Source organism: Dactylosporangium sp. NPDC051484, assembly GCF_040689395.1.
Taxonomy (GTDB): domain Bacteria; phylum Actinomycetota; class Actinomycetes; order Mycobacteriales; family Micromonosporaceae; genus Dactylosporangium.
Genome location: NZ_JBFAZX010000004.1, coordinates 407,296 through 429,504 on the forward strand (window position 1 = coordinate 407,296; position 22,209 = coordinate 429,504).

The window sequence follows — 22,209 nt, forward strand, 5'->3', positions numbered from 1 at the left end:
CGCTCCCCCCGGGTAGGTTACGGACCCATGGGAATCCGGGTCGTGGTGGCCGATGACAGTCTGCTGGTCCGGGAAGGCGTGCGGGCACTGCTCAGTGACCAGTCCGACCTGTCGGTAATCGGACTCGCCGCGGACCACGACGAGCTTTTGTCCACTGTGGAGCAATTGGTGCCGGATGTCGTTGTCACCGACATCTGCATGCCGCCGACCAACACCGACGAGGGGGTGCGGGCCGCGCTCGCCCTGCGGGTGAGCCACCCCGCGGTCGGCGTCGTTGTGCTGAGCCAGTACGACGACCCGGCGCACTCGACCGCGCTGCTACAGAACGGGGTGGCGGGCCGGGCGTACCTGCTCAAGGAGCGGCTGGCGCAGCCGGGTCAGCTCGCCGAGGCGGTCCGGGCGGTGGCCGCAGGCGGCTCGGTGATCGATCCGCGCATCGTCGAGTCGATGCTGAGCGCGCGCAGCCGGCCGGCGAGCAGTGCGCTGCGCCACCTCACCGCGCGCGAGCGCCAGGTTCTCGCGGAGATGGCCACCGGCGTGAACAACGCCACGATCGCCGAGCGTCTCTTCGTGACCGTGCGCGCCGTCGAGCGGCACATCAACTCGATCTTCGCCAAGCTGGGCCTGGCCGAGGAGGGCGAGACGCACCGCCGGGTGGGTGCGGTCCTGCTGTACCTCGCCGATCGGTAGGCCGGCCGATCAGGAGTCAGTGGTGTGCGCACCACAAGGCGACGCGGATTCCGTGGTGTGCCCCTCGTGGCCTGCGGGGCCCGCGCCGCGGGACCCTGGCAGCGTGGATGCGCAGCTGACCGAGACCGTGCTCGCCGCCCTGGGAATCGCCGGCATGCCGGAGGTCCTGCCGCCGGGGCTGGTCCGCGTCGACGAGGACGAGCGGGTCCGCCTGACCGGCTTCCGCGCGGGCCGGCAGGTCGAGATCCGCAACGCCGCCGGCACGACGGTGACGTGGGTGCGCGCCGCGGCAGCGGACCTGCAGGCCCTGGGCAACGCCGCCGGCGCGTTCGTGGTCGACGCCGGCGCGCCCCCGGCCGGCGCCGCCGCCCTCGCCTCGCTCGCCGCGGTCCGCCAGGTCTGGCGCGACGTGCGCGTCCGCTGCGGCGCCGGGGGCCTGGTCGCGGTGCGCCGCTCCGGGGCGTCCGGCTATCTGTACGACCTGTGGCTGCTCGAGCTGCTCGCCGACACCCTGGACGCCGCGCCGCTGCCGTTCGTGGACGCGGCGGCCGCCGAGCCGCCGTACCGCTCGGTGTAGCGGTCCCGCGCTCAGGGCAGGCGCTGCTCCAGGACCTGGCCCGGCCATTCGGTGCCGTCGGCCAGCCGGACGGTGAAGGGCTCGGTCGCGGTGAAGCCCTGCCGCTCGTACCAGCCGACGAGTGCGCGGTCGCCGCCCCCGTAGCAGTCCACGCGCAGCAGCGGCAGGCCGCGCCGTATCGCGAGGGCCCTCGCGTGGTCGAGCAGGGCGCCGCCCAGGCCGAGGCCCTTGTGCTCGCGGCTGGTGACGAGGAGGTTGACGTACAGCTCGGGGCCGGAGGCGGGCGGGATCCAGTCCGCCGCCGTGCCGACGGCCAGCGCGCCGACCGGCCGGCCGCCGAGCTCCGCCACGTGCAGGTGGCCCGGCGGGACCCAGCGGGCCGTCGACTCCCGGCGCCGCGGGTTCGTCGAGTGCGGCTCGGTGCCCCACTGGCCGGTGCGACCCAGCGACACCAGCCACCGGGTCGCGCCGTCGAGCAGCTCCAGCACGGCGTCGAGGTCACCGAGCGCGCCGGTCCGGATGCGCACGGGCGCCTCGGTCAGCTCCAGCTCGATCTCGTCGTGCACCGCGATGCCGTACTCCCCGTCGAGCGGGATCGACGGCCGCACCAGCCGGCCGCGGTCGACAGCGCCGGGGCGGACGCTGGCGATGCGCATCCCGCGCCGCTGGTAGAACCGCAGCGCGTCGAGGTTGTCGTTGGTCGTGACCAGCCAGACCCGGCCCGTGCCCCGCTCCGCCGCGACCCGCCGCGCCGCGAGCAGCAGCGCGGTCCCGGTGCCGCGCCCGCGCTCGGTCGCGTCGAGCGTCACGACCTCCAGTCCCGCCGGCCCGATCTCATACGTCAGCAGGCCCACGAGTCGCCCGCCGTCCTCGGCCACGAGCCCGTCCAGCCCGGCGGCGTCCCGCGCGCGCCCGTCAACGACGACGCGGGTGCCGGCCCAGCTCGCGACGAGGGTCTCACGAATCCAGGGCCGGTCGGCATCGGTTGCGGCGCGCACGATCACGCGATGAACCCTACCTCGCGCCATGCACCGCGATAAATGGTGAAATATCCGAACTTGCAAGGATATTGTCGGGGTGTGGCGAACCGGCCGCGCGGGTACGGTGTCGGCATGTCAGACGCGCCGCCGGTGTTCGTCGTGATGGGCGTCGCCGGCGCCGGGAAGACCACCGTGGGCGCGCTGCTGGCCGCCCGGCTCGGCTGGCGCTACGCGGAGGCCGACGACTTCCACCCAGCCGCCAACGTGGCCAAGATGGCCGCCGGCATCCCGCTCACCGACGCCGATCGGGAACCCTGGCTGGCGGCGATCGGCCGCTGGATCGACGAGCGCGCCGTCGCCGGCGAGCCGGGCGTCGTGACGTGCTCGGGCCTCAAGCGCGCATACCGCGACCGGCTGCGCCGGGACCGCCCGCAGGTGCGCATGGTGTTCCTGGACGGCTCCCCCGAGCTGATCGCGCGCCGGCTCGCGACCCGCCACGGTCATTTCATGCGCGCGGAGATGCTCGACAGCCAGTTCGCCGCCCTGGAGCCGCCGGCGCCGGACGAGGCCGCGACCGAGGTCTCGGTCGAGTCACCGCCGAGCGGGATCGTCGAGGCGATCCTGAAAGCCCACCCGGACGTGACCTGACGCCGGCGGCTGCGGAGCGGGAGTCAGCGGTCGCCGCGCACGCGGCCGTAGACGAGCACGTCGCGCCAGGCGCCGTCGCGGAAGTCCGCCGAGCGCAGTATGCCCTCGCTGAGGAAGCCCACCTTTTCGAGGGCCTTCTGCTCGGCGATGTTCTCCGGCTGGATGCGCGCCTCGATGCGCTGCGCCGGGGTGCTCGTGAACAGGTAGTCGCACAGCAGCGTCTGAGCCCGCCAGCCGACGCCGCGGCCGCGCCACTCCGGCAGCAGGACGATGCCGATCCCCCAGTACTGCGCCAGGCCCGACCCGATGGGGAACCAGTGCACGAACCCCGCGGCGGTCTCGTCCGCCTCGACCATGAGCCGGCCGTCCTCGGCGCCGAGGTACCCGTCCTGCGCGAAGCGCCGCGCCGGGCCGTTCGGCTCTTGGTAGCCGGTCCAGGCCGCTCCCGCCAGGCCCGGCTCGGTGGCGAACCGGCGGAACATCGCCAGGTCGCCCTCGAGCACCGGCCGCAGTCGCACCCAGGTCTTGTTCACGTGCCCCCACCTCACTCGACCCGCAAGATCGCCCGTCATCTTCGCCGAAGATCGCGGCCGCCGCCATCCGGCGGATCGTCCGTAATCGCGTGACGCTAGCGTGTCAGACCATGGCCGTCGACGTCTTCGCGCATTCGTTCGTCGTCGCCGCGACACCTGGGGCGGTGCGCGCGCACCTGGCCGACCCGGACTCCTACGTCGGGCTGTCGCCGCTGGTGGTGGCGGTGCGCGACGTGCGGCGCGACGGGGACGTGGTGCGCTACGTGGCCGTGGAGCGCTTCGGCCTCTACCGCAACGCGATCCGGGTGGCGCTGACGGTGGGTGAGGACCGCATCGTCAGCGAGGTGGCCAGCCCGGGCCGGGTGCGGCTGCGCGCCGAGGTGGACCTGGCGCCGCACGCAGATGCCCCGGGCCACACCACGGTCACTGAGACGATCACCGTGGAGTCCCCGGCGCCGCTGCGGCGGTTCGTGGTGCGCCAGGCCCGGGGCGTGCAGCAGGCCCGCGCGCGGGAGCTGGCCCGCCGCTTCGCGTAGCGTCCCGAGCTAGCCCCGAGCCCAGCCGTCCACCTTGCGGAGCGCGGGTGCGACCTCGGCGCGGATCAGCTCGAACGAGCGGGCCCGGGCCTCCAGGTCGTACACCATGCAGGTGAGCATGAACTCGTCGGCTCGGGTCGCCTCCAGCAGCTCGATCAGCTGCTTGCGGACCGTGTCCGGGGAGCCGAGGGCCTGCCCCTCGCGGCGCTGCAGCACGAATTCGCGCTCGCGCTCGCTGTATGGATAGGCCGCCGCCTCCTCGGGCGTGGCCAGCGGCTCCGGCCGCCCGGAGCGCAGCCGCAGGAACGACAGCGCGCTCGGCTCGGACAGGAACTCGGCCTCCTCGTCGGTCGGGGCCGCGATCGCGCTCACCGCGACCATCGCGTAGGGCTCGGCGAGCCACCGCGACGGGCGGAAGTTCGTGCGGTACAGCGCCAGCGCCGGCAGCGTGTTCTGCGCGCTGAAGTGGTGCGCGAACGCGAACGGAAGGCCGAGCGCGCCGGCCAGCTGCGCGCTGTAGCCGCTGGAGCCGAGCAGCCACACGTCGGGCTTGTCGCCCTTGCCGGGGGAGGCAAGGATGCGCGCGTCGCCCTCGAAGTAGGCGATGAGGTCCTGCAGCTCCTCGGGAAAGTGCTCCGCCGACAGCCCCTCCATCGTGCGGCGCAGGGCGAGCGCAGTGTACTGATCGGTGCCGGGCGCCCGGCCGACGCCGAGGTCGATGCGGCCCGGGTGCAGCGCCTCCAGCGTGCCGAACTGCTCGGCCACCACGAGCGGGGCGTGGTTGGGCAGCATCACCCCGCCGGAGCCGACCCGGATCGTGGACGTGGCGGCGGCGAGGTGCGCGAGCAGGACGGCCGGCGAGGAGCTCGCGATGGCCGGCATGTTGTGGTGCTCGGCGACCCAGAACCGGCCATATCCCAGCGCCTCGACCCGGCGGGCGAGCTCGGTGGTGTTGCGCAGGGCCTCGCCGTTGGAGCCGTTGACGGCGACCGGTGCGACATCGAGGACGGAAAGCGGTAGTTCACTCACAAACTATGCTCAGCACCGGGCCGGGCGGCGATATTCCCGCACCGTGGCAGGGCTCGCCGGTCTGGTAGCGCAGTGCCCTGCTCACGTGACACGCTGCTCATGTGACAGCTGACCCTAGGGTATGGCGGGTCAAGGGAATGCCGCTGGCGCCGGCCGCCGGCCACGGCCCGCTGGACGGCCTCCGCCTCGCGGTCAAGGATCTCTTCGCCGTCACCGGCTTCGCGGTCGGCGGCGGCAACCCGGCCTGGCTCGCCGAGGCGCTGCCGGCGGCCGAGGACGCCCCGGCGCTCGCCCGGCTGCGCGCCGCGGGCGCCCACGTGCAGGGCATCGCGCACACCGACGAGCTCGCCTACTCCCTGTCAGGCACCAACCCGCACTACGGCGCGCCGCCCAACCCGGCCGCGCCCGGCCTCGTCACCGGCGGCTCCTCCAGCGGCCCGGCCTCGGCGGTGGCCACGGGCCACGCCGATGTCGGCCTCGGCACCGACACCGCCGGCTCGATCCGCGTGCCGGCGTCGTGCTGCGGCCTGTTCGGGCTGCGGCCCACCCACGGCGCCGTCCCGACGGAGGGCGTGCTGCCGCTCGCGCCGTCGTTCGACACGGTCGGCTGGATCACGCGCGACGCGCGGACCCTGGCCGCGGTGGGCGACGTGCTGCTGCCGCCGGGCCCGCAAGGCCCGCCGTCGCGCATTCTCTGCGCCGGCGGTACGGCGCGGGCTGCGGCCCTGCTCGGCCCTCCGGTGACCGAGGTGACGCTGTCCAGCTGGGACGAGCCCGACGCGCTGCTGCTGGCCTTCCGGCAGGTGCAGGCGGCGGAGGCGTGGCGGGTGCACGGCGCCTGGATCGAGGCCCACCCGCGCGCCCTCGCCGCCGACGTCGAGGGCCGCTTCCGCTTCGGCGCGCAGGTCTCGGCGCAGGACGAGGCCGGCGCCCGGGCGCGGCTGACCGAGTGGCGGGCCGAGCTGCTCGACCTGCTCGGCGACGACGCCTGGCTGGCCCTGCCGGCCGGCGGCCCCGGCCACCCGCGCGAGCTCAGCCCGGCCGGCCGCGACACGTGGCGCCGGGAGGCGCTGCACTGCGCCGTGCCGGCCAGCGCCTACGGTCTGCCGAGCGTCTGCGTGCCGACCGGCGCCGCACCGCCGGCCGGCATCGCGCTCGTCGGCCCGCCCGGTAGCGACCGTGCCCTGCTGGGGCTCCTCGTCGGGCGATGAGGAGCCCCCACGCGGCCTCGGCGCACCTCCGCGCTTGGCGGACGGGCCTGACAGACGGCGCGGGGCGTTGTAACCTACCCACGATGCTTACCTACAAGTGCAGATCGGGGGTCCCGTTCGCCGAAGGTGCGTGCTGATGCGCACTCACGAAGCGAATGGTGAAACCCGGCTTCTCTTCTGGCAGCGGATACGTGAGTTCGCCGTGCCGCCGCCGATGATCGAATCAGCCACCGCCCGGCGCGCCGCCGGGGACTGGGGCGGGGCCTGCGCGGCAGCGCGGGTCGATGTCGACCTCAACCTGCGAATCCTCGCGAAGACCCGGGGGCACGAGCTCGCCGGGCTCGTCCGGGCCGACCTGCGGCACCTGGCGCCGGACCTGCTGCGCTGGCACATGCCGCGGATCGCGCCGGACGGGCTGCTGCGGCCGGGGCTGACCGTGGCCCTGGCCCGGTACGGGCCGAGCGGCACGGGCGGGTTGCACCTCGTCGCCCGGACGCCGCCCGCCTGGGCCGGTGCCGGGCAGCGGATCAGCCTCGCGCTGTGGGACGGGGGCGGGGCGTGCGGGCACCCGCATCCGCGGCCCGACCGGCACTTCCGGGTTGACCTGCACCGCCACCTCTGGGACGCCGGGCGGGCGGGGGAGCTTCCCGAGCGGTGCGGCGGGCCGGGCCGGTGGGCGGCGGAGGCCGAGATCCTGCGGCGGGCGGACGGGCGGGGCGACGACGAGGCCGTAGTCGTGCGGCTCGGCGGGCGGCACCGGCTGCTGCTGGAGCGCTCCGGCCGGACCCGGCCCGCCCGCCGGGGCGGCGCGTCGCCTCCGGTCCTGCCGCACGCGGCGACGTGGGAACCGCCCGACGCCGAACTGCTGCGCGCCGGGCTGATCGAAGCCGGCCGGCTGCACCCGCTCGTCGCGCGGGCGCTCGCCCCGCAACGGGCGGCCGGCCACCGCGACGACGACAACGGCGGCCCGGGCGGCGATGGCGGGACGCGGCCGGTCGACTGCCGCGGCGCGCGGCACCGCATCGGGCTCGTGGGCGGGGCGCTGGTCGCCCTCGACCACGACCCCGAGCAGCTGCGCCGGGAGGAGCTGCTCGCCGCGCTCGGCGGGCCGCCACTGCCCTGCCTGCAGGCCATCGACGAGGCGCACCGGCACCCGGAGGGCCTCGACGACGTCCGCGCCCGGCTCGACCACGGCGACGCCGACGGTGCGCTCGCCGCGGTCGAAGGGCTGCTCGGGCCGGGCGGGCCGCTGCGCGGCGGCGCCCTGCGCGACGCCCTGGAGACGGCGACGCGGCGGCGCCTCGCGCACAGCATGTTCCGCGCGGGGCTGGACCCGCGCGCGCCGGCCGCGCCGCCCCACCGCGATCCCCGTCGGCGCGGCGGCGTCCGCGCCCACCCGCGCAACGCGACGAGCGCCTGACCAACCGCGACGGCCGCCCCGGCGCGGCCCCCGAAGCTCGCCACCGTTTCCCTTCACACACCCAAGGTGATGCCGCATGCCCATGCTTATGCCCACGCTTGACGTCGCCGCCGACCTGCTCGCCCTGCTGCGCGACACGGACACCGAGCCGCGCGCCGACGCGCAGCTGGAGGCCCTGACCCTCGCCGTCGCCGCCGACCTGCCCGTGCTGCTGTGGGGCGAGCCCGGCATCGGCAAGACCGCGGCGCTCAACCAGCTCGCCGCGGCGCTCGACCTGCCGCTGACCACGGTGATCGCCAGCGTCCACGAGCCGTCGGACTTCGCGGGGCTGCCGGTGCTCGGCGAGGATCCCGCGATGCACGGCGTGCCGATGGCGCCGCCGGACTGGGCCGTACGGCTGGTGCGGGCCGGCCGTGGCCTGCTCTTCCTCGACGAGCTGTCCACCGCGCCGCCGGCCGTGCAGGCCGCCCTGCTGCGCCTCGTGCTGGAGCGGCGGGTCGGGACGCTGTGCCTGCCGCCCGGCGTGCGGATCGTGGCCGCGGCCAACCCGCGCTCCTCGGCCGCCGACGGCTGGGAGCTCAGCGCGCCGCTGGCCAACCGGTTCGTCCATCTGCAGTGGACGTACGACCATGACGTCGTCGTGCGCGGGCTCGGCGGCGTATGGCCGCGGGCCGCCCTGCCGCGGCTCGACCCCGGGCGGCTGCGCGAGGCCGTCGAGTACGCCCGGCGCGCCGTGTGCGGGATGCTGTCCGCCCGCCCGGGCCTGGTGCACAAGCTGCCCAGCGGCGAGACCCGCCGCGGCGGGCCGTGGCCGTCGCCGCGCAGCTGGGACATGACGCTGCGGCTGGTCGCGTTCGCCACCGCCGCGGGCACCGACCGCGACGTGCTGTCGATGCTGGTGCGCGGCACGGTCGGCGACGGCCCCGGGCTGGAGCTGCTGGCGAGCCTCGACCGGATGGACCTTCCCGATCCCGAGCAGCTGCTGCGGGACCCTTCCGGGGCAGTACTGCCGGAGCGCGGCGACCTGCGCCAGGCCGTCCTCGACGGCGTGGTCGAGGCGGTCCGCCGGCGCCCGGAGCGCGCCCGCTGGGAGGCCGCGTGGGCCCTGCTGGCCCGCGCCGCCGAGACCGGCCCGGCGGACCTCGTGGTCGTGCCGGCCGCCACGCTCGCCGCGCTGCGCGACCACGAGTGGGAGGTGCCCGCGGCGATCGAGCGGCTGACCGGCGCGGTGTCGCTGGCCCAGCACGCCGATCGGGTCCGCGAGGAGGCGACCGCGGTGGCGGCCCGATGACCGAGCCCGAGCTGGACCTGCGGAAGCTGCTCGCCGCGCGGCTGCACGCGACGCGTATGCGCCCGTACCTGGCCACGGCCCTGTTCGCGCTGCACCCGGTGCCCTCCCGGCTGGTGCCGACGATGGCGGTGGACCGGTACTGGCGCTGCTACGTCTCGCCCGCGTTCGTCGAGCGCACCCCGCTGGAGGAGCTCGCCTCCGTCTGGGTGCACGAGGTCTCGCACCTGCTGCGCGACCACCACGGCCGCGGCGACCGGTTCGCCGCGCGGCGCAACTTGTCCGGCCCCGGCGAGCGGCTGCGGATGAACATCGCCGCGGACTGCGAGATCAATGACGACGCGTTCGGCGAGGGCTTGCCCAGCCCCGAGGGCGCCGTCGTGCCTGCGAAGCTGGGCCTGCCCGCGGGCGAGCTGATGGAGGACTATCTGCTGCAGTTCCGCCTCGGGCCGTACACCCGGGAAATGGCCTGGCTCGACTGCGGCAGCGGGGCCGACGGCCTGGACCGGGCGTGGGACCTCGGCCCGGACGGCGCGTACGGGCTCAGCGCGCAGGAGCGCGACGCGGTCCGGTTCCGGGTGGCGGAGGGCATCCGCGGCCGCCCGGGCAGCGTGCCGATGGGCTGGCAGCGGTGGGCGGAGGAGGCGTTCCACCCGCCGCAGCCGTGGCGCGACCTGCTGGGTGCGGCGCTCCGCGCGGCCGCCTCCGCCGCCGGGGCGGGCGACGACTACACATACGCCCGCCCCGCGCGGCGGTCCGCTTCCCTGCCCGGTGTGATCCTGCCGAGCCTGCGCCGACGCCCGCCGCGCGTCAGCGTGGTCATCGACACGTCGGGCTCGGTCAGCGACGCCGAGCTGGGCAGCGCGATCCTGGAGGTCGCCGCGATCGTTCGCACGGTGGGCGGCCGCCGGGACCTGGTCACCGTGGTGCCCTGCGACGCCGCGGCGCGGACGGTGGTCCCGCTGTGCGGCGCCGAGGGCATCCCGCTGACCGGGGGCGGCGGCACCGACCTGCGCGAGGGCTTCGCCCGGGCGCTGCGGGCCGGGGTCGGCGGCGCCCGCCCGGACGTCGTCGTGGTGCTGACCGACGGCCAGACTCCGTGGCCGCAGCGCCGGCCGCCGTGCCGCACGGTGGTGGGCCTGTTCCCTCGCTCCACAGCGCGAACACGGTGGAGCGAGCAGGACCCCGACTACCGGCCGGACTCGCCTCCGGCCTGGGCCCGGGTGGTCACGATCGGCTGACATATTCCTGGCGTGACGCCGCCCCAGCACATGTTCCCCCGCGAGGCACGGTCACCACGGCGCCTCGCGTGGGCTCCGACGAATAGCCGCGGAACCGGGTGATCAGAGCCCGCAGGCGAGCATCTGCCCGGGAAAGCCGGACAGAATTTCCGTATGGACCGGGCACATCTCGCCGAGCGGGCCCGCGACCGCGCCGCGGCGCTCGCTGCCCAGGGCGTGCACGCGGTCGCGCTGACCTGGGTCGACAACGCCGGAATCACGCGGGTCAAGAGCGTTCCCACCGGCCGCCTGCCCGACGCGGCCGCCTGGGGCGTCGGCATGTCCCCGGTGTTCGACGTCTTCTGCCTCGACGACTCGGTGACCACCAGCCGGCACATCGGCGGCCCGACCGGCGATCTCCGCCTGCACCCCGACCTGGACCGGCTGACCGTGCTCGCCGCCCAGCCGGGGTGGGCCTGGGCGCCGGTCGAGCGCTGGACCCAGGAGGGCGAGCCGCATGCGGCCTGCCAGCGCCGGTTCGCCCGCACCATGATGGAGCGGGCCGCGGCGGCCGGGCTCACCCTGCGGATGGCCTTCGAGGTGGAATGGTTCCTGGGCCAGGAAACCGAGGACGCCGAGGATCCTCGGCCCGCCGGCACCGGCCCCGCCTACGGCATGAACCGGCTCGTCGCGCTGTCCGGCTACAGCGACGACCTGCTCGCCACGCTCGCCGCGCAGGGTGTCGTGGTCGAGCAGTACCACCCCGAGTACTCACCCGGTCAGCTCGAACTGTCGGTCGCGGCCACCGACCCCGTCGCCGCCGCGGACGCCAACGTCCTGGTGCGCCAGACGATCCGCGCCGTGGCCGCCCGCCACGGCCTGCGGGTGTCGTTCGCCCCGGTCGTCACCGCCGGTCAGGTCGGCAACGGGGGACACCTGCACTTCTCGGTCCGCGACGCGGACGGCGCCCTGTTCGCGGGCGGCGCCGGCCCGTACGCCCTGACCGCTCGTGGCGAATCCGTCCTCGCCGGGGTGCTGGCGCGGTTGCCGGCGCTGTGCGCGATCGGCGCGCCCGGCGTGGCCAGCTACCTCCGGCTGGTGCCGCAGCGGTGGGCCGGCCCGTACCAGTGCTGGGGCCGGGAGAACCGCGAGGCTGGGCTGCGGTTCGTCACCGGCGTGGCGGGCCACGGTGACCAGGCCGCCAACGCGGAGCTCAAGTGCGTCGACGGCGCGGCCAATCCGTACCTCGTGGCGGGCGCGGTCTGCGCCCTCGTCCTGGACTCGGTCGACGCCGGGCTGCGGCTACCGGCCGAGATCGCCGTCGACCCGGCGTCGCTGCCGGACGGCGATCAGCCGCCCCGGCTGCCCGTCTCGCTGCCCGAGGCGATCGGCCGGCTGGAGGCCGACGACGGCCTGCGCGCCGCGATGGGCGAGGCGCTGTTCGATGCCTTCCTGGCGGTACGCCGGGCCGAGGTGGACCTGTTCGCCGACGCCGGGCCCGCGCACGTCGCGGCCGCGACGCGGTGGCGCTACTGAGAGCTGGCCGACGCGTGCCGGGTGTACGGGGTTGAGGAAGATTCGTACGGAAACGAACGCTAACGACGATCTTGGTTGAGCAGCCGGTCGTACGCCGCGACCGAGGGCAGTGCTCGCTGGTCGGGTGGCAGCGAGGCGAGCAGATCGACCGCTGGCACGACGCCGAGCACACCGACCCGCCGCATCAGCCCGCTACTGTCGCACGACCTGCGCCACTCGTTCGCGTTTGCGCTGGCCGCCGAGGCAGGCAACGACGGCTACGAGCTGCGGCGACGGCTGGGGCACCAACACGCTCCGTGAGGCGGCAATTTTCCCGACAGCCTCCAGCGGCCGCGACCAGTTCCTAGATCAACATTTGATCCCTGGGCGCGCGTCCGTTAAAGCCCCCGAGTGGGCCGGGCGCACCGGAGCAGGTCCGCCGCTTGTCGAGCGGTCAGGGGGCGAGCGACATCCCGAAGGTCGAGAAGATGTACGGCGCCTCGGTCCAGCGAAGCGTGGTCCCGCCGCCGTTGCTGACGATGCCGCGGGCCTCGCGGATGTTACCGGCCTTGAGCACGAAGACCAGCCCGCCGCTATCCCCGCCCCGACCGGCCGTGCTGCCGTTGACCTGGGTCGCCTCGACGCCGCGGTGCCCGACGCCGTTGCTGCCGGTCCACGAAGCGAAGCCATGCAATCAGATCCAGCGCCGTCCCCGTCGAGCAGGAAGAAGCCCTCCAGCTCCGGCCGCGTGAGATCACCAACGAACCGCTCGTACGCGGCAACTTGGTCATATCAGTCAGGAAGTTGAGGGGCACAGCCGGACAACCTACGACCAGTCACGCCCCAATGCGGACCCGGCCTACAGGGGATTCCAAGATCACCCTTAGCGTTGATTTCCGTACGGATCTTCCTCAGCAGCCTCGGTGTAGCGCCGCCGGCGGAGTTTCCGGACCGGCCGCCGGCAGTGGGACCGTCGCCGCGCTCGTGGCGACCGCGGCCTCAGCGAAGGCGCGGATGACCGCGTGGCAGCGCGAGCCGTCGCCGGCCAGCTCCGGCTGGAACAGCGTGCCCAGCATGAACGGGTGGCCGGACAGCTCAGCGACGCGCACCTCGCCGGTGTCGTCGTGGCCCGTGAAGCGCAGGCCGTGTGCCTCCAGCAGCGGCAGGTACGCGTGGTCGAGGCCGTACGCGCAGTGGTACCGCTCGACCGCGCGCTCCACGCCGAAGATCCGCTCCGCGAGGCTGCCGCGCGCCAGGTGCACCGCGCCCTCGTGCCCGACGAGCGAGCACGACAGCGGCACGATGAGCGGCCGCTCGCCGCCCGGGCCGCTCTCGGCATGCGTGGCGTCGGTCAGGCCGCACAGGTTCCGGGCGATCTCCAGCAGCAGGTGCTGGAAGCCGCCGCAGGTGCCGAGGAAGGCGATGCGGTGCTCCCGGGCGGCCCGCACCGCGGCGAGGGCGCCCGCCTCGTCGCGGTACGGCGAGCCCGGCAGCAGCCAGATGCCGTCGAACCCGGCAAGCTCGGTGCCGGCGACCTCCTCGGTCGGGATCCAGTATGCGTCCAAGGCCAGCCCGTGCTGCTCGCGCAGGACGTCGATCAGGCCGGGAACGCGGGTGTGCGAGCGGACGGAGGGGGACCGGTCGCCGATCAGCGCGACGCGGGCCGTGCGGGTCGTTGTCATGTCTGTCGTCATGGCTCGAGCCTGTCGTGAGCTGCCGTCATCAGTCCAACGACTCTTTGTGGTACCGACATAAGCAATCATGATGTCGTGGACCCGCACCTGCTGCGCACCTTCGCCGCCGTGGCGCGGCTGGGATCGTTCTCCGCCGCCGCGGACGAGCTCGGCTACACCCAGTCGGCCGTCTCCCAGCAGATCGCCGCGCTTGAGCAGGACGTCGGCGCGCCGCTGCTGCGCCGCCGCCCGGTAGCCCTCACCGACGCCGGCGCGCGGCTGCTTGAGCACACCGGCCCGATCCTGCTGCGGCTGGCCGCGGCGCGCGCCGACGTCGCCCGGCTCGCCGGTCCGCCGCCGGCCACGGTGCTCCTCGGCGCGACGCCGCTGTCCGGCCTGGACGCCGGGCGGCTCGTGGCGGTGCAGCGCGCCATGCCCCGCGTCGCGTTCACGCTGCGGGTCGCCGGCCGTGGAGAGGTCGCCACCGGGGTCGCCACGGGCCGGTTCGACCTGGGCCTGGTCGACGGCGTCACCGCGCCGAGCGACCCGCTGCCGCTGCCGGACACCGGCCAGCTCGACACCGCGGTCGTCGCCGAGCGGCCGGTGGTCGTGGCGCTGCCGGCCGGCCATCCCCTCGCGGGGCGCCGTTCGCTGCGCCTGGCCGACCTCGCCGACGCGGTCTGGCTCGACGCGCCCGAGGCCACCACTCCGCCCGCGCAGCTGCGCGCCCTGGCCCGCGCGGAGGGCTTCCGGGGCGGGCTGGCGTATCCGGGCACCGACACCGGCACGCTGCTGTCCCTGATCGCCGCAGGCGCGGGCCTGGCGCTGCTGCCGGCCTCGGCCATCACGTCGGCACTGCGCGGGGTGCCGGTGGCCGAGCCGCGCCTGGTGCACCGCACCGAGCTGGTCCACGGCTCGCTGACCGGGCCGGCCGCCGCAGTGCGCGCGGCGCTCAACGCCTGACGGCGGCGTCGCCACGCACGGCCGACCCGCCCGGCGCCGAGTACATTGGGCGAGCCTGCTCGATGGCCTGGGGTCGGGTCGTCCTGGCAGTTCACCCGGGCTCGGACGGGGCCGCCGCCCGAGCGGGCCTTGATCGGACGACCGAACGTCGGGCAGCGGCAGGGCCTCGACGACCCGGCCCGGGCACGATCATGGGGGGTTCCCGTCATCGGCATTAGCTGCAATCATGTCGCGGTGCCTCTGCTCGACGACGACGCCCTCGCCGGATCGGCAGTGGTGGCGAACTCCGCGATGAACCGTGAACGGCAACTCTCCGGTGTCGACAGCTACGAGCAGGAGCTCGGCTTCAACCCCGTCGACGTGCTCGCGGCCCTGCTGCGCGTCACCGGGGCGCCGGACACGGTCGCCTGGCTCGACCTGTGCTGCGGTTCCGGCCGCGCGCTGATCCAGGCGGCCCGCCGGTTGGACGAGCAGGGCGTGGCCGGCCGGGTGCTGGTGCAGGGCGTGGATCTCGTGGACGCCTTCGACCCGGCCCCGGACGTGCCGTGGCTGCGGCTGACCGTGGCGCCCGTGCTCGCGTGGGCGCCCCACCGGCGGTACGACCTCATCACCAGCGTCCATGGCCTGCACTATGTCGGCGACAAGCTGGGCCTGCTGGGCCGCGCGGCCGGGTGGCTGACCGACGGCGGCCGGCTGGTCGCCGACCTCGATCTCTCCGCGGTACGCCTGGCCGACGGTTCCCCGGTCGGCCGTCGCCTGGCCGCGGACCTGCGTGAGGCCGGCTTCAGCTACGACGGCCGCCGCCGGCGGATCGGGCGGGACGACCGCGGCGACGTCGCGTTGCCGTACGAGTACCTCGGCGCCGACGACCGGGCCGGCCCCAACTACACGGGCCAGGACGCCGTGCACTCCCACTACCGGCGCAGGAACGCCAACGCGGCGTAGCAAGCTGGGCGGTCGTCCCCGCGCTGGGCAGCGCCACGTCGGCTGACGGCCCGAGCCCGATGCGGTGCGCCGGCACCGCTGGGTCGAGCCGGTCGACCGAGATCAGGCGGGCCGCAGGTGCTCGGCGAGGATGGTCAGGTGGGTCCGGCGCGCGTCGGTGTGCCGGGCCAGCCCGTCGTCCGTGAGGTTGACGAACACGCCGCGCCGGTCGGCCTCGCACAGCGCGCGGGCGACCAGGCCGTGCTTCTCCAGGCGGGCGACCGCACGGGACAGGGCGCTCTGGCTCAGGTACATGTCCGCGGCGAGGTCTTGCATGCGTCGCTTCTCACAGTCCTGCGCGCTGAGGCGGTCGAGGATCTCGAACTCGCTCAGCGTCAGCCCGTGGCGCTCCTGCAGTGCCCGCTCGAGATGCCCAGCGACCTCGTTGTAGCTGGTCAGCAGCGAGCGCCAGCGTTCGATCAGGGCTCCCTCGGACCTCATGGGCGGCATCCTACCCTTTCCCGCATGCGATTGCACCTGCATTAAATGCAAGCAAATCTAGTGCATGGACATTGAATGCATGCGCATCTAGTGTCTCCGCTCGTGACTATGACACTCACCAAAGCACCACGGGCGACAGAGCAGGTCTGGACTCCACGGCTCTGGGGCGTGCTGGCGGTGCTGTGTGCCGTGCTGTTCCTCGACGGGCTCGACGTCTCCATGGTCGGCGTGGCGCTGCCCTCGATCGGCAGCGAACTCGGCCTGACGACCACCTCGCTGCAGTGGATCGTCAACGGGTACGTGCTGGGGTACGGCGGCCTCCTCCTGCTCGGCGGGCGCACCGCCGACCTGCTCGGCCGGCGCCGCATCTTCCTCGTCGCGCTCGGCGTCTTCGCCGTCGCTTCGCTGATCGGCGGCCTGGTCGACGACGGCGGCCTGCTGATCGCCACCCGGTTCGTGAAGGGGCTGGCGGCCGCGTTCACCGCGCCGACCGCCCTGTCGATCCTCACCACCACCTTCCACGAGGGCCCGGCCCGCAACCGCGCGCTGTCGGTGTTCTCGGTCTTCGGCGCGAGCGGGTACTCTTCCGGCCTCATCCTCGGTGGCCTGCTCACCAGCGTCGGCTGGCGCTGGACGTTCCTGATCCCGGTCCCGCTCGCGGTGGCCGCACTGGCCGCCGGCATCGCGCTCATCCCGCGCGACCGACCGGCCGCCGAGGGCGGCCACGACCTCGCCGGTGCGGCCACGCTGGTCGGCGGCATGCTGCTGGCCGTCTACACGGTCGTGTCGGCCCCCGCCCGCGGCTGGCTCGACCCGGTGACCCTCGGCTTCGCCGCCGCGGCGGTCGCCCTGTTCGCCGGGTTCGTGGTCATCGAGCGGCGGGTGCGCCACCCGCTCATCCGCCTCGGCATCCTGCGGATCGGCTCCATCGTGCGGGCCAACCTCAGCATGGTCGCGCTGTTCGGGTCGTACCTGAGCTTCCAGTTCATGATGACGCTGTACCTGCAGGACGTCCTGCACTGGTCGCCGCTGCGGATGGCCCTGGCGCTGCTGCCGGCGGGCCTGATCGTGGCGTTCGGCTCGCCGTTCGTCGGCCGGCTCATCACCCGGCACGGCACGCCCCCGCTGATCCTCGGCTCGATGCTGTCGATGAGCCTCGGGTACGGCTGGTTCCTGCTCACCGCGGGCAGCGCCCCGCACTACGCGGTCACCACGCTGCCGACGATGCTGCTGCTGGGCGGCGGATTCGCGTTCGGCTTCAGCTCGATCATGGCCCAGGCCACCGACGGCATCTCCGACGCCGAGCAGGGCCTGGCCTCCGGCCTGGTGCAGACGTCCGGCCAGGTCGGCGCCGCCCTCGTCCTGGCGGTCGTGACCGCGCTGGTCGCGGCCGCAGCCCCGGCCGGCGGCAACGACTTCGGCCAGTTCCACCCGGGCATTAATCTGGTGACCGCGGTGGCCGTGGCCGGTCTGCTGCTGAGCCTCGTGCCGCTGCTGGGCCGCCGCACGCTCGGCGTGCACCGCGCCTGATTTCGTCCCGGTCCGCAGGGCGCCACGCGGACGAGTCGCCGTCATTCGCGGCATCGGCCGTAGCCGGCTCGTCCGCGGCGTCCGGAGGACCGCACCGTGGCTTCGCGCTGATCGAGCCAGACCAGGCGTCACCAGCGCGGAATTCGGTTGCGGGGCCGAGGGCGGCCGGTGTCGGGTGAGCCCATGAACACCGACGAGATCCTCGCACGGTTCGACCGGGAGATCCGCCAGCGGCCGCAGGAGGGCCCGGGCGCGATCGTCGAGCGCGAACCCGGCATCGTGCGGGTCGTCTCCGCCCACGACGGATGGGCCGGCATCACCTGGTCCGACCTGACCGGCCTGGACGCCGACGCGGTCGTCGCGGCCCAGGTCCGCCGCTTCGCCGCGACCGGACAGCCGTGGGAGTGGAAGCTGTACTCGCACGACTGCCCGGCCGACCTGCCCGCCCGCCTGCTGGCGGCGGGCTTCGAGCCGGGTCCGCCGGAGTCGCTGCTCGTCGCCGAGGTCGACGCGCTCCGGCGGTCGGTGGAGCTTCCCGATTCGGTACGCCTGGTGCCCGTCACCGGCGAGCCCGAGGCCGACCTGCTGGTCCGCGTCCACGACGAGGTCTTCGGCGGCGACCACTCGGCGATCGGCCGGCACCTGCTCGCCCGCCCCGACATCGTGCGGGCCGTCGTCGCCCTGTCCGGCGACCGCCCGATCTGCGCCGGGCGGGTCGAGTTCCACCAGGGCACCGAGTTCGCGAGCCTCTGGGGCGGCGGCACGTCTGCGGACTGGCGCGGTCGCGGCGTCTTCCGCGCCCTTGTCGCGTATCGCGCCGGGCTGGCCGCGGCGGCCGGCTACCGCTACCTGCAGGTCGACGCCTCCGCCGACAGCAGCCCGATCCTGCGGCGGCTCGGCTTCGTCCGCCTGGCCACCACGACGCCATACGTCCGATCCTGATCGCGGCGGCGGCGCGGCCGTCGGGAGACGTCAACCAACGTCCTGCGGCATTGCGAACCGGAGGCGAGTGATGGCGGTCAGCAGCTCCTCGTGGGTGATCGGGGACGAGACGGAGCCGGTGCGGGCCTCGTGCATCGCTTTGGCCATCTGGGCGCGGCGGAGGGCCTCCTTCAGGTCGGCTCCCGTCAGGCCCGTCGCGGCGGCGGCCAGCGACTGGGTGTCCACGTCGTCGGCGAACATGCGGAAGCCGGGGGTCTCGTGGCGGGCGATGAGGCCGCGGATCAGCTTGGTCAGGATGTCGGCGCGGGCCTGGGGGCCGGGCAGCGGTATGGCGATCTTGAGGTCGAAGCGGCCGGAACGGACCAGGGAGGCATCGACGCGGTCCGGGAAGTTCGTCGTGGCCACGACGATGACGTTCGGGTTGGCCTCGATGAGGGCGTTCATCTCCTGCTTGAAGATGCCGGCCACCGCGTTGATCATCTGGCCGGCGGCGTCGATCGCGGCGCCGGTGTAGCTGATGATCGAGTCGAACTCGTCGAAGAGCAGCACCGTCGGCCAGCGCAGGGCGCGGGCCTCGGTGAAGATCCGCTGGATGTTCTTCTCGGAGTTGCCGACCCACTTGTCGAGGATCTCCGGCGTGCGGATCTCGCGCAGGTCGGCGCCGATCTCGTTGGCGAGGGCCTGCGCCAGCATGGTCTTGCCGGTGCCGGGCGGACCGAAGAGCAGGATGCCCTGCGGCCGGGTCGCGCCCCAGCGGGCCATCACGTCCGCGTGGCGGAACGACACGGCGACGTCGCGGAACTGCGCCACCACGTCCTCCAGGCCGCCGACGTCGTCGAGGCGCACCCCATCGCAGACCGGGGCCGACGCCGCGGGGCTGACCGTGACCGGCCCTTCGGCCCCGGTGAGCTGCATGACGGCGAGCACGAGCGAGGCCAGGGACGTCGACTCCAGCACGAGGTCGGGGCCGTCCTCGCGGACCGTCACGGCCGGGTCCTCCACGTCCTGCGGACCGGCCTGGCGGGCGCTACGGGCCACACCGACGGCGATGATCGTGCCGAGTACCGCGCCGGGCAGCCCGAGCAGCCGGAACAGTGCCCCGCCGGCCGCGCCGCCGGCGAAGAGCCGGGCGAGGCCGGAGAGGCTGAAGGCGCCGCGGACCCAGCGGGCGCGGTATCCGTCGGCGTCGACGCTGATCTCCACGCCCCGGTTGGGCAGGTCGTGCCCGATCGGCCTGGGGCCGTTGCCGGCCGAGAGCAGATGCCCGTCGACGATGCGCACCACGCGCCCGCCGACGTCGACGACCTCCACCGCGGGCCGCAGCGCCACCTCGGCCATGTGTCCGAGTCTGCCACGAATCCCCGCCGCCGGCCCGCCGCGCGCGGCTGGCCTCCTACCGGCGGCTCCAGCAGGCATGGACCCTCCACCACTGGCCTCATGGGCAACCGGCACGCATTATCAGCGGCCAGCGCGTGCACCATTTGACATTATGGAATGCCGTTCGGGGCGGCGGTTTCGGCCGGGTTCTGGGGATAATGGCATGTATGAGGGCAGCTGCAATTTTTTTCGGCTACGGAATTGGCTGCCATGCGCGACCGGACCAGGTCACGTCGTTATTCCCCGGCGAATGAGCAGTTCCGCCGGGAGCATGCTCGGCATCGAGACTGGGGCCTGGCCAGAAGGCACGCCGAGAAGCTGCGTCGCGTGCGCGGTGACACCCCGCCGGCGGTCAGCGACCAGCGGGACGGTCAGATGCAGGGGTCGGTGCATGGGCCGGTGCCGCCCTCGCCGCCTCCGCCTCCGCCGCCTCCGCCGCCTCCGCCGCCTCCGTCGCCTCCGCCGGTCACACGGCCTGACCAGGCACGGCGTCCCGCGAGCAGCGCCGTGGCAAACGACTGCGATCCCGCGCCGCGCCAAGCCGATGGTGCCGGGCAGCCCCGTCCTGTCCCGAAGCGTCGCCGCGCATCAACGCCACAACTGCGCCAGCCCACCGGGCCGGCAACGCATCGAATGGTTCGCGGCAATATGCGGCGCCCGGTGCATCACGGCCGCCTTTCGACAATGCCGCGCACGGTCAGGCGGAATCTCCGCCGAATTCCCCGAAAGGCGGGAACAAGCAGCCGCTTTCCCCATGGACCGCCGGTGCCGATTCCCGAATGTCTCGACAATGGCGACGGCCCGCGCAATGCACACGTCGACAGCGTGCACCGATAGGTGCCCGGGCCGCGCTCAGGCCGGCGGCTTGCCCGGGTTGAGCACGCCGTCGGGATCGAAGCGCTCCCGCTCTCGTCTCGCGGTTCCGGACAAAACGCGGATACTGGACGTGATCGCGAAGAGCTGGGCAGGAGACATCCCCGGATAGCTGTGCCGGGGATACGAGAGGGGTGCCATGCTCGATCGGTTCAACCGCCTCGCGCCCGAGGCCGCCGAAAAGGCCCTGCTCGCGTGCTGCGCGTCGCCTGGCTGGGCCGCCCGCGTGGCCGCCGCGAGGCCGTATCCGACGCCGGCCGACCTGGTCGTGGCCGGTGTCAACGCGTTCGACGAACTGGGCTGGTCCGACCTGCTGCAGGTGCTGGCCGCCCATCCGCGGATCGGGCAGAGACCCACCGGGGACGGCACCGAGGCGGCCTGGTCGCGCCACGAGCAGGTCGCGGTGGAGGGCTCCGCGCGCGAGCTGGCCGAGGCCAACGAGGCCTACGAGCGCCGCTTCGGCCACCTGTTCCTGGTCTTCTCCACCGGCCGGTCCGCCGATGACATCGTCGCCGAGGCCCACAGTCGGCTGGGCAACGACGACGAGACCGAGCAGACGGTCGTCCGCGGCGAGCTGCGCAAGATCGTCGAGCTACGCCTGGAGCGCCTCGCCGAGTCGGCCGAGGCCGCATAGGGGTCCGCAGCGGAGCGGCGCCTGGTCTGGGTCGATCAGTGCGAAGCCGTATCGAGCCAGACCTGGCGTTGGGGGCCGCTCATCATCGAGGCCGGAGCGAAGCGGAGGTTCGGCATGAGCGGTCCGGAGCGGAGCGGCGCCTGGTCCGGGTCGATCAGTGCGAAGCCGCATCGAGCCAGACCCGGCGGCAGGGACGCTCACCAGCGGCAGGACCGGGGGCCGTGCGGCGGCAGTGCGGCGGGGCGGGCATGAGTCTGTCCACGCACGTCCTGGACACGGCCCGCGGTATACCGGCGGCGCGGGTGCCGATCCGGCTGGAGACGGCCGATCACATCTGCATCGGCGAGGGGCAGACCGACCTCGACGGACGGCTGCGCTGGGAGGACATCGGGACCGGCCGTTACCGGATGGTGGTCGACACCGCCGCCTACCTCGGGGCGGCCGCGTTCTTCCCCGAGGTCGCGATCGCGTTCACGATCGCCGACGCGCGCCACCACCACGTGCCGCTGCTGCTGAGCCCGTTCGGATACTCGACGTACCGGGGGAGCTGAGCGCACGCCGGCCTACGAGCCGGGCTCGGACCGGTAAGCGGGCAGGGCCGGCGCGCGATCCGCCGAGAGGCGCATCGACGGGCCGTCCTCCAGGGCGAAACCCAGCCGTTCGTACACCGGGAGGCCCTCCCTCGTCGCGCGCAGGCGGACCTGGCTGACGCCGTTGTCCGCGAACCAGCCCAGCAGCCCACTGAGGCACGCGGTCGAGTAGCCGCGGCGGCGATACCGCGCATCCGTCGCCACGCTGAACACGTATCCGCTCAGCCCGGCAGGGTTGGCCGGCGACCCCAGCCGCTCCTCGAAGACCCCGATCGCGCACGCGGCCAGCCCAGGCCCGTCGCCGCCGGGGCGGTCCACCACGAACGCGGCGATGCGCGCCCCCGGTAGTGGCAGCCGCCGTCGCAGCGAGGCCACGGCCAGCTCCGACCACTCGCCGGGCGGCAGCGGCTCGCCGGCCATCGACTCCAGCATGACGATCCGCAGCCGGATGAGCTCCTCGGCGTCGCCCGCCGTGGCCCGCCGCGCGGCCGCTGTCGCGTTTGTCTTGTCCACGAGTGCGAACGTACCGGCCGTGGCACCCGGCGGGGCAGCGAT

The 22,209-nt window shown here is 74.1% G+C and carries 24 protein-coding genes; 16 read left to right on the top strand and 8 right to left on the bottom strand.

Translation table 11 applies throughout. From position 1 onward, the window contains the following. The first annotated feature begins 27 nt into the window (after positions 1 to 27). Positions 28 to 690 carry a response regulator transcription factor gene (locus tag AB0367_RS10630; protein WP_366225974.1) on the top strand — a complete coding sequence of 221 codons (663 nt, stop codon included), beginning with the start codon at positions 28 to 30 and terminating at the stop codon, positions 688 to 690. 103 nt (positions 691 to 793) lie between these two features. Further along, positions 794 to 1,267: a hypothetical protein gene (locus tag AB0367_RS10635; RefSeq protein WP_366225975.1), complete on the top strand. Its 474-nt coding sequence runs from the start codon at positions 794 to 796 to the stop codon at positions 1,265 to 1,267. An 11-nt stretch (positions 1,268 to 1,278) separates the two neighbouring features. Here the strand turns inward: AB0367_RS10635 and AB0367_RS10640 are convergent, their stop codons facing one another. After that, positions 1,279 to 2,271 carry a GNAT family N-acetyltransferase gene (locus AB0367_RS10640; RefSeq protein WP_366225976.1) on the bottom strand — a complete coding sequence of 331 codons (993 nt, stop codon included), beginning with the start codon at positions 2,269 to 2,271 and terminating at the stop codon, positions 1,279 to 1,281. 108 nt (positions 2,272 to 2,379) lie between these two features. Here AB0367_RS10640 and AB0367_RS10645 point away from each other — a divergent pair, with 108 nt between their 5' ends. Next, positions 2,380 to 2,895 carry a gluconokinase gene (locus tag AB0367_RS10645; RefSeq protein WP_366225977.1) on the top strand — a complete coding sequence of 172 codons (516 nt, stop codon included), beginning with the start codon at positions 2,380 to 2,382 and terminating at the stop codon, positions 2,893 to 2,895. A 23-nt stretch (positions 2,896 to 2,918) separates the two neighbouring features. On the opposite strand, the gene AB0367_RS10650 is transcribed toward AB0367_RS10645, so the two are convergent. Beyond that, entirely contained in the window at positions 2,919 to 3,428 is a 510-nt protein-coding gene (locus AB0367_RS10650) for a GNAT family protein (RefSeq protein WP_366225978.1), read from the bottom strand. A gap of 110 nt (positions 3,429 to 3,538) precedes the next feature. On the opposite strand from AB0367_RS10650, the gene AB0367_RS10655 reads away from it, so the two are divergent. Beyond that, on the top strand, positions 3,539 to 3,964 hold the full coding sequence (locus AB0367_RS10655) for an SRPBCC family protein (protein WP_366225979.1): 426 nt from the start codon (positions 3,539 to 3,541) through the stop codon (positions 3,962 to 3,964). Positions 3,965 to 3,973: 9 nt separating this feature from the next. Here AB0367_RS10655 and AB0367_RS10660 read toward each other — a convergent pair whose 3' ends face one another. Next, entirely contained in the window at positions 3,974 to 4,993 is a 1,020-nt protein-coding gene (locus tag AB0367_RS10660) for an LLM class flavin-dependent oxidoreductase (RefSeq protein WP_366225980.1), read from the bottom strand. Between the two features lie 101 nt (positions 4,994 to 5,094). Here AB0367_RS10660 and AB0367_RS10665 point away from each other — a divergent pair, with 101 nt between their 5' ends. The 6 genes from AB0367_RS10665 to AB0367_RS10690 all read left to right on the top strand — a co-directional run bounded on the left by AB0367_RS10665 (position 5,095) and on the right by AB0367_RS10690 (position 11,968). Then, the gene (locus AB0367_RS10665; protein ID WP_366225981.1) at positions 5,095 to 6,204 is read left to right on the top strand and encodes an amidase family protein; all 1,110 of its coding nucleotides are present in this window, start codon (positions 5,095 to 5,097) and stop codon (positions 6,202 to 6,204) included. Positions 6,205 to 6,340: 136 nt separating this feature from the next. Beyond that, the gene (locus tag AB0367_RS10670; RefSeq protein WP_366225982.1) at positions 6,341 to 7,624 is read left to right on the top strand and encodes a hypothetical protein; all 1,284 of its coding nucleotides are present in this window, start codon (positions 6,341 to 6,343) and stop codon (positions 7,622 to 7,624) included. 76 nt (positions 7,625 to 7,700) lie between these two features. After that, positions 7,701 to 8,915, top strand: coding sequence for a MoxR family ATPase (locus AB0367_RS10675; RefSeq protein ID WP_366225983.1), 1,215 nt, complete (start codon positions 7,701 to 7,703; stop codon positions 8,913 to 8,915). Further along, positions 8,912 to 10,153, top strand: coding sequence for a VWA-like domain-containing protein (locus AB0367_RS10680; RefSeq protein WP_366225984.1), 1,242 nt, complete (start codon positions 8,912 to 8,914; stop codon positions 10,151 to 10,153). Before AB0367_RS10675 ends, AB0367_RS10680 begins: the two co-directional genes overlap by 4 nt. Before the next feature lie 153 nt (positions 10,154 to 10,306). Next, positions 10,307 to 11,668 carry a glutamine synthetase family protein gene (locus tag AB0367_RS10685; RefSeq protein ID WP_366225985.1) on the top strand — a complete coding sequence of 454 codons (1,362 nt, stop codon included), beginning with the start codon at positions 10,307 to 10,309 and terminating at the stop codon, positions 11,666 to 11,668. A gap of 75 nt (positions 11,669 to 11,743) precedes the next feature. Continuing rightward, entirely contained in the window at positions 11,744 to 11,968 is a 225-nt protein-coding gene (locus tag AB0367_RS10690) for a hypothetical protein (protein ID WP_366225986.1), read from the top strand. 133 nt (positions 11,969 to 12,101) lie between these two features. Here AB0367_RS10690 and AB0367_RS10695 read toward each other — a convergent pair whose 3' ends face one another. After that, the gene (locus tag AB0367_RS10695; protein WP_366225987.1) at positions 12,102 to 12,341 is read right to left on the bottom strand and encodes a hypothetical protein; all 240 of its coding nucleotides are present in this window, start codon (positions 12,339 to 12,341) and stop codon (positions 12,102 to 12,104) included. Between the two features lie 217 nt (positions 12,342 to 12,558). Beyond that, a complete protein-coding gene (locus AB0367_RS10700; RefSeq protein WP_366225988.1) occupies positions 12,559 to 13,341 on the bottom strand; it encodes a hypothetical protein in 783 nt (260 codons plus the stop codon). Between the two features lie 75 nt (positions 13,342 to 13,416). Between AB0367_RS10700 and AB0367_RS10705 the strand changes: the two genes are divergently transcribed. Together AB0367_RS10705 and AB0367_RS10710 are read left to right on the top strand one after the other, a co-directional pair. Next, positions 13,417 to 14,283, top strand: coding sequence for a LysR family transcriptional regulator (locus tag AB0367_RS10705; RefSeq protein WP_366225989.1), 867 nt, complete (start codon positions 13,417 to 13,419; stop codon positions 14,281 to 14,283). A 234-nt stretch (positions 14,284 to 14,517) separates the two neighbouring features. After that, positions 14,518 to 15,228 carry a methyltransferase domain-containing protein gene (locus AB0367_RS10710; protein ID WP_366225990.1) on the top strand — a complete coding sequence of 237 codons (711 nt, stop codon included), beginning with the start codon at positions 14,518 to 14,520 and terminating at the stop codon, positions 15,226 to 15,228. 102 nt (positions 15,229 to 15,330) lie between these two features. Here the strand turns inward: AB0367_RS10710 and AB0367_RS10715 are convergent, their stop codons facing one another. After that, positions 15,331 to 15,708, bottom strand: coding sequence for a MarR family transcriptional regulator (locus AB0367_RS10715; RefSeq protein ID WP_366225991.1), 378 nt, complete (start codon positions 15,706 to 15,708; stop codon positions 15,331 to 15,333). Positions 15,709 to 15,816: 108 nt separating this feature from the next. Here AB0367_RS10715 and AB0367_RS10720 point away from each other — a divergent pair, with 108 nt between their 5' ends. Next, positions 15,817 to 17,238, top strand: a complete 1,422-nt coding sequence (locus AB0367_RS10720; RefSeq protein ID WP_366225992.1) for an MFS transporter — start codon at positions 15,817 to 15,819, stop codon at positions 17,236 to 17,238. A 183-nt stretch (positions 17,239 to 17,421) separates the two neighbouring features. Further along, positions 17,422 to 18,180, top strand: a complete 759-nt coding sequence (locus tag AB0367_RS10725; protein ID WP_366225993.1) for a GNAT family N-acetyltransferase — start codon at positions 17,422 to 17,424, stop codon at positions 18,178 to 18,180. A 30-nt stretch (positions 18,181 to 18,210) separates the two neighbouring features. On the opposite strand, the gene AB0367_RS10730 is transcribed toward AB0367_RS10725, so the two are convergent. Next, positions 18,211 to 19,518 carry an ATP-binding protein gene (locus tag AB0367_RS10730; protein WP_366225994.1) on the bottom strand — a complete coding sequence of 436 codons (1,308 nt, stop codon included), beginning with the start codon at positions 19,516 to 19,518 and terminating at the stop codon, positions 18,211 to 18,213. 1,051 nt (positions 19,519 to 20,569) lie between these two features. Between AB0367_RS10730 and uraD the strand changes: the two genes are divergently transcribed. Both uraD and uraH read left to right on the top strand, forming a co-directional pair. Beyond that, complete coding sequence (uraD, locus tag AB0367_RS10735; RefSeq protein WP_366225995.1) at positions 20,570 to 21,064, top strand: 2-oxo-4-hydroxy-4-carboxy-5-ureidoimidazoline decarboxylase; 495 nt, start codon at positions 20,570 to 20,572, stop codon at positions 21,062 to 21,064. A 248-nt stretch (positions 21,065 to 21,312) separates the two neighbouring features. Then, complete coding sequence (gene uraH, locus AB0367_RS10740) at positions 21,313 to 21,615, top strand: hydroxyisourate hydrolase (RefSeq protein WP_366225996.1); 303 nt, start codon at positions 21,313 to 21,315, stop codon at positions 21,613 to 21,615. Between the two features lie 12 nt (positions 21,616 to 21,627). On the opposite strand, the gene AB0367_RS10745 is transcribed toward uraH, so the two are convergent. After that, a complete protein-coding gene (locus tag AB0367_RS10745) occupies positions 21,628 to 22,167 on the bottom strand; it encodes a GNAT family N-acetyltransferase (protein WP_366225997.1) in 540 nt (179 codons plus the stop codon). Positions 22,168 to 22,209: the final 42 nt, after the last annotated feature.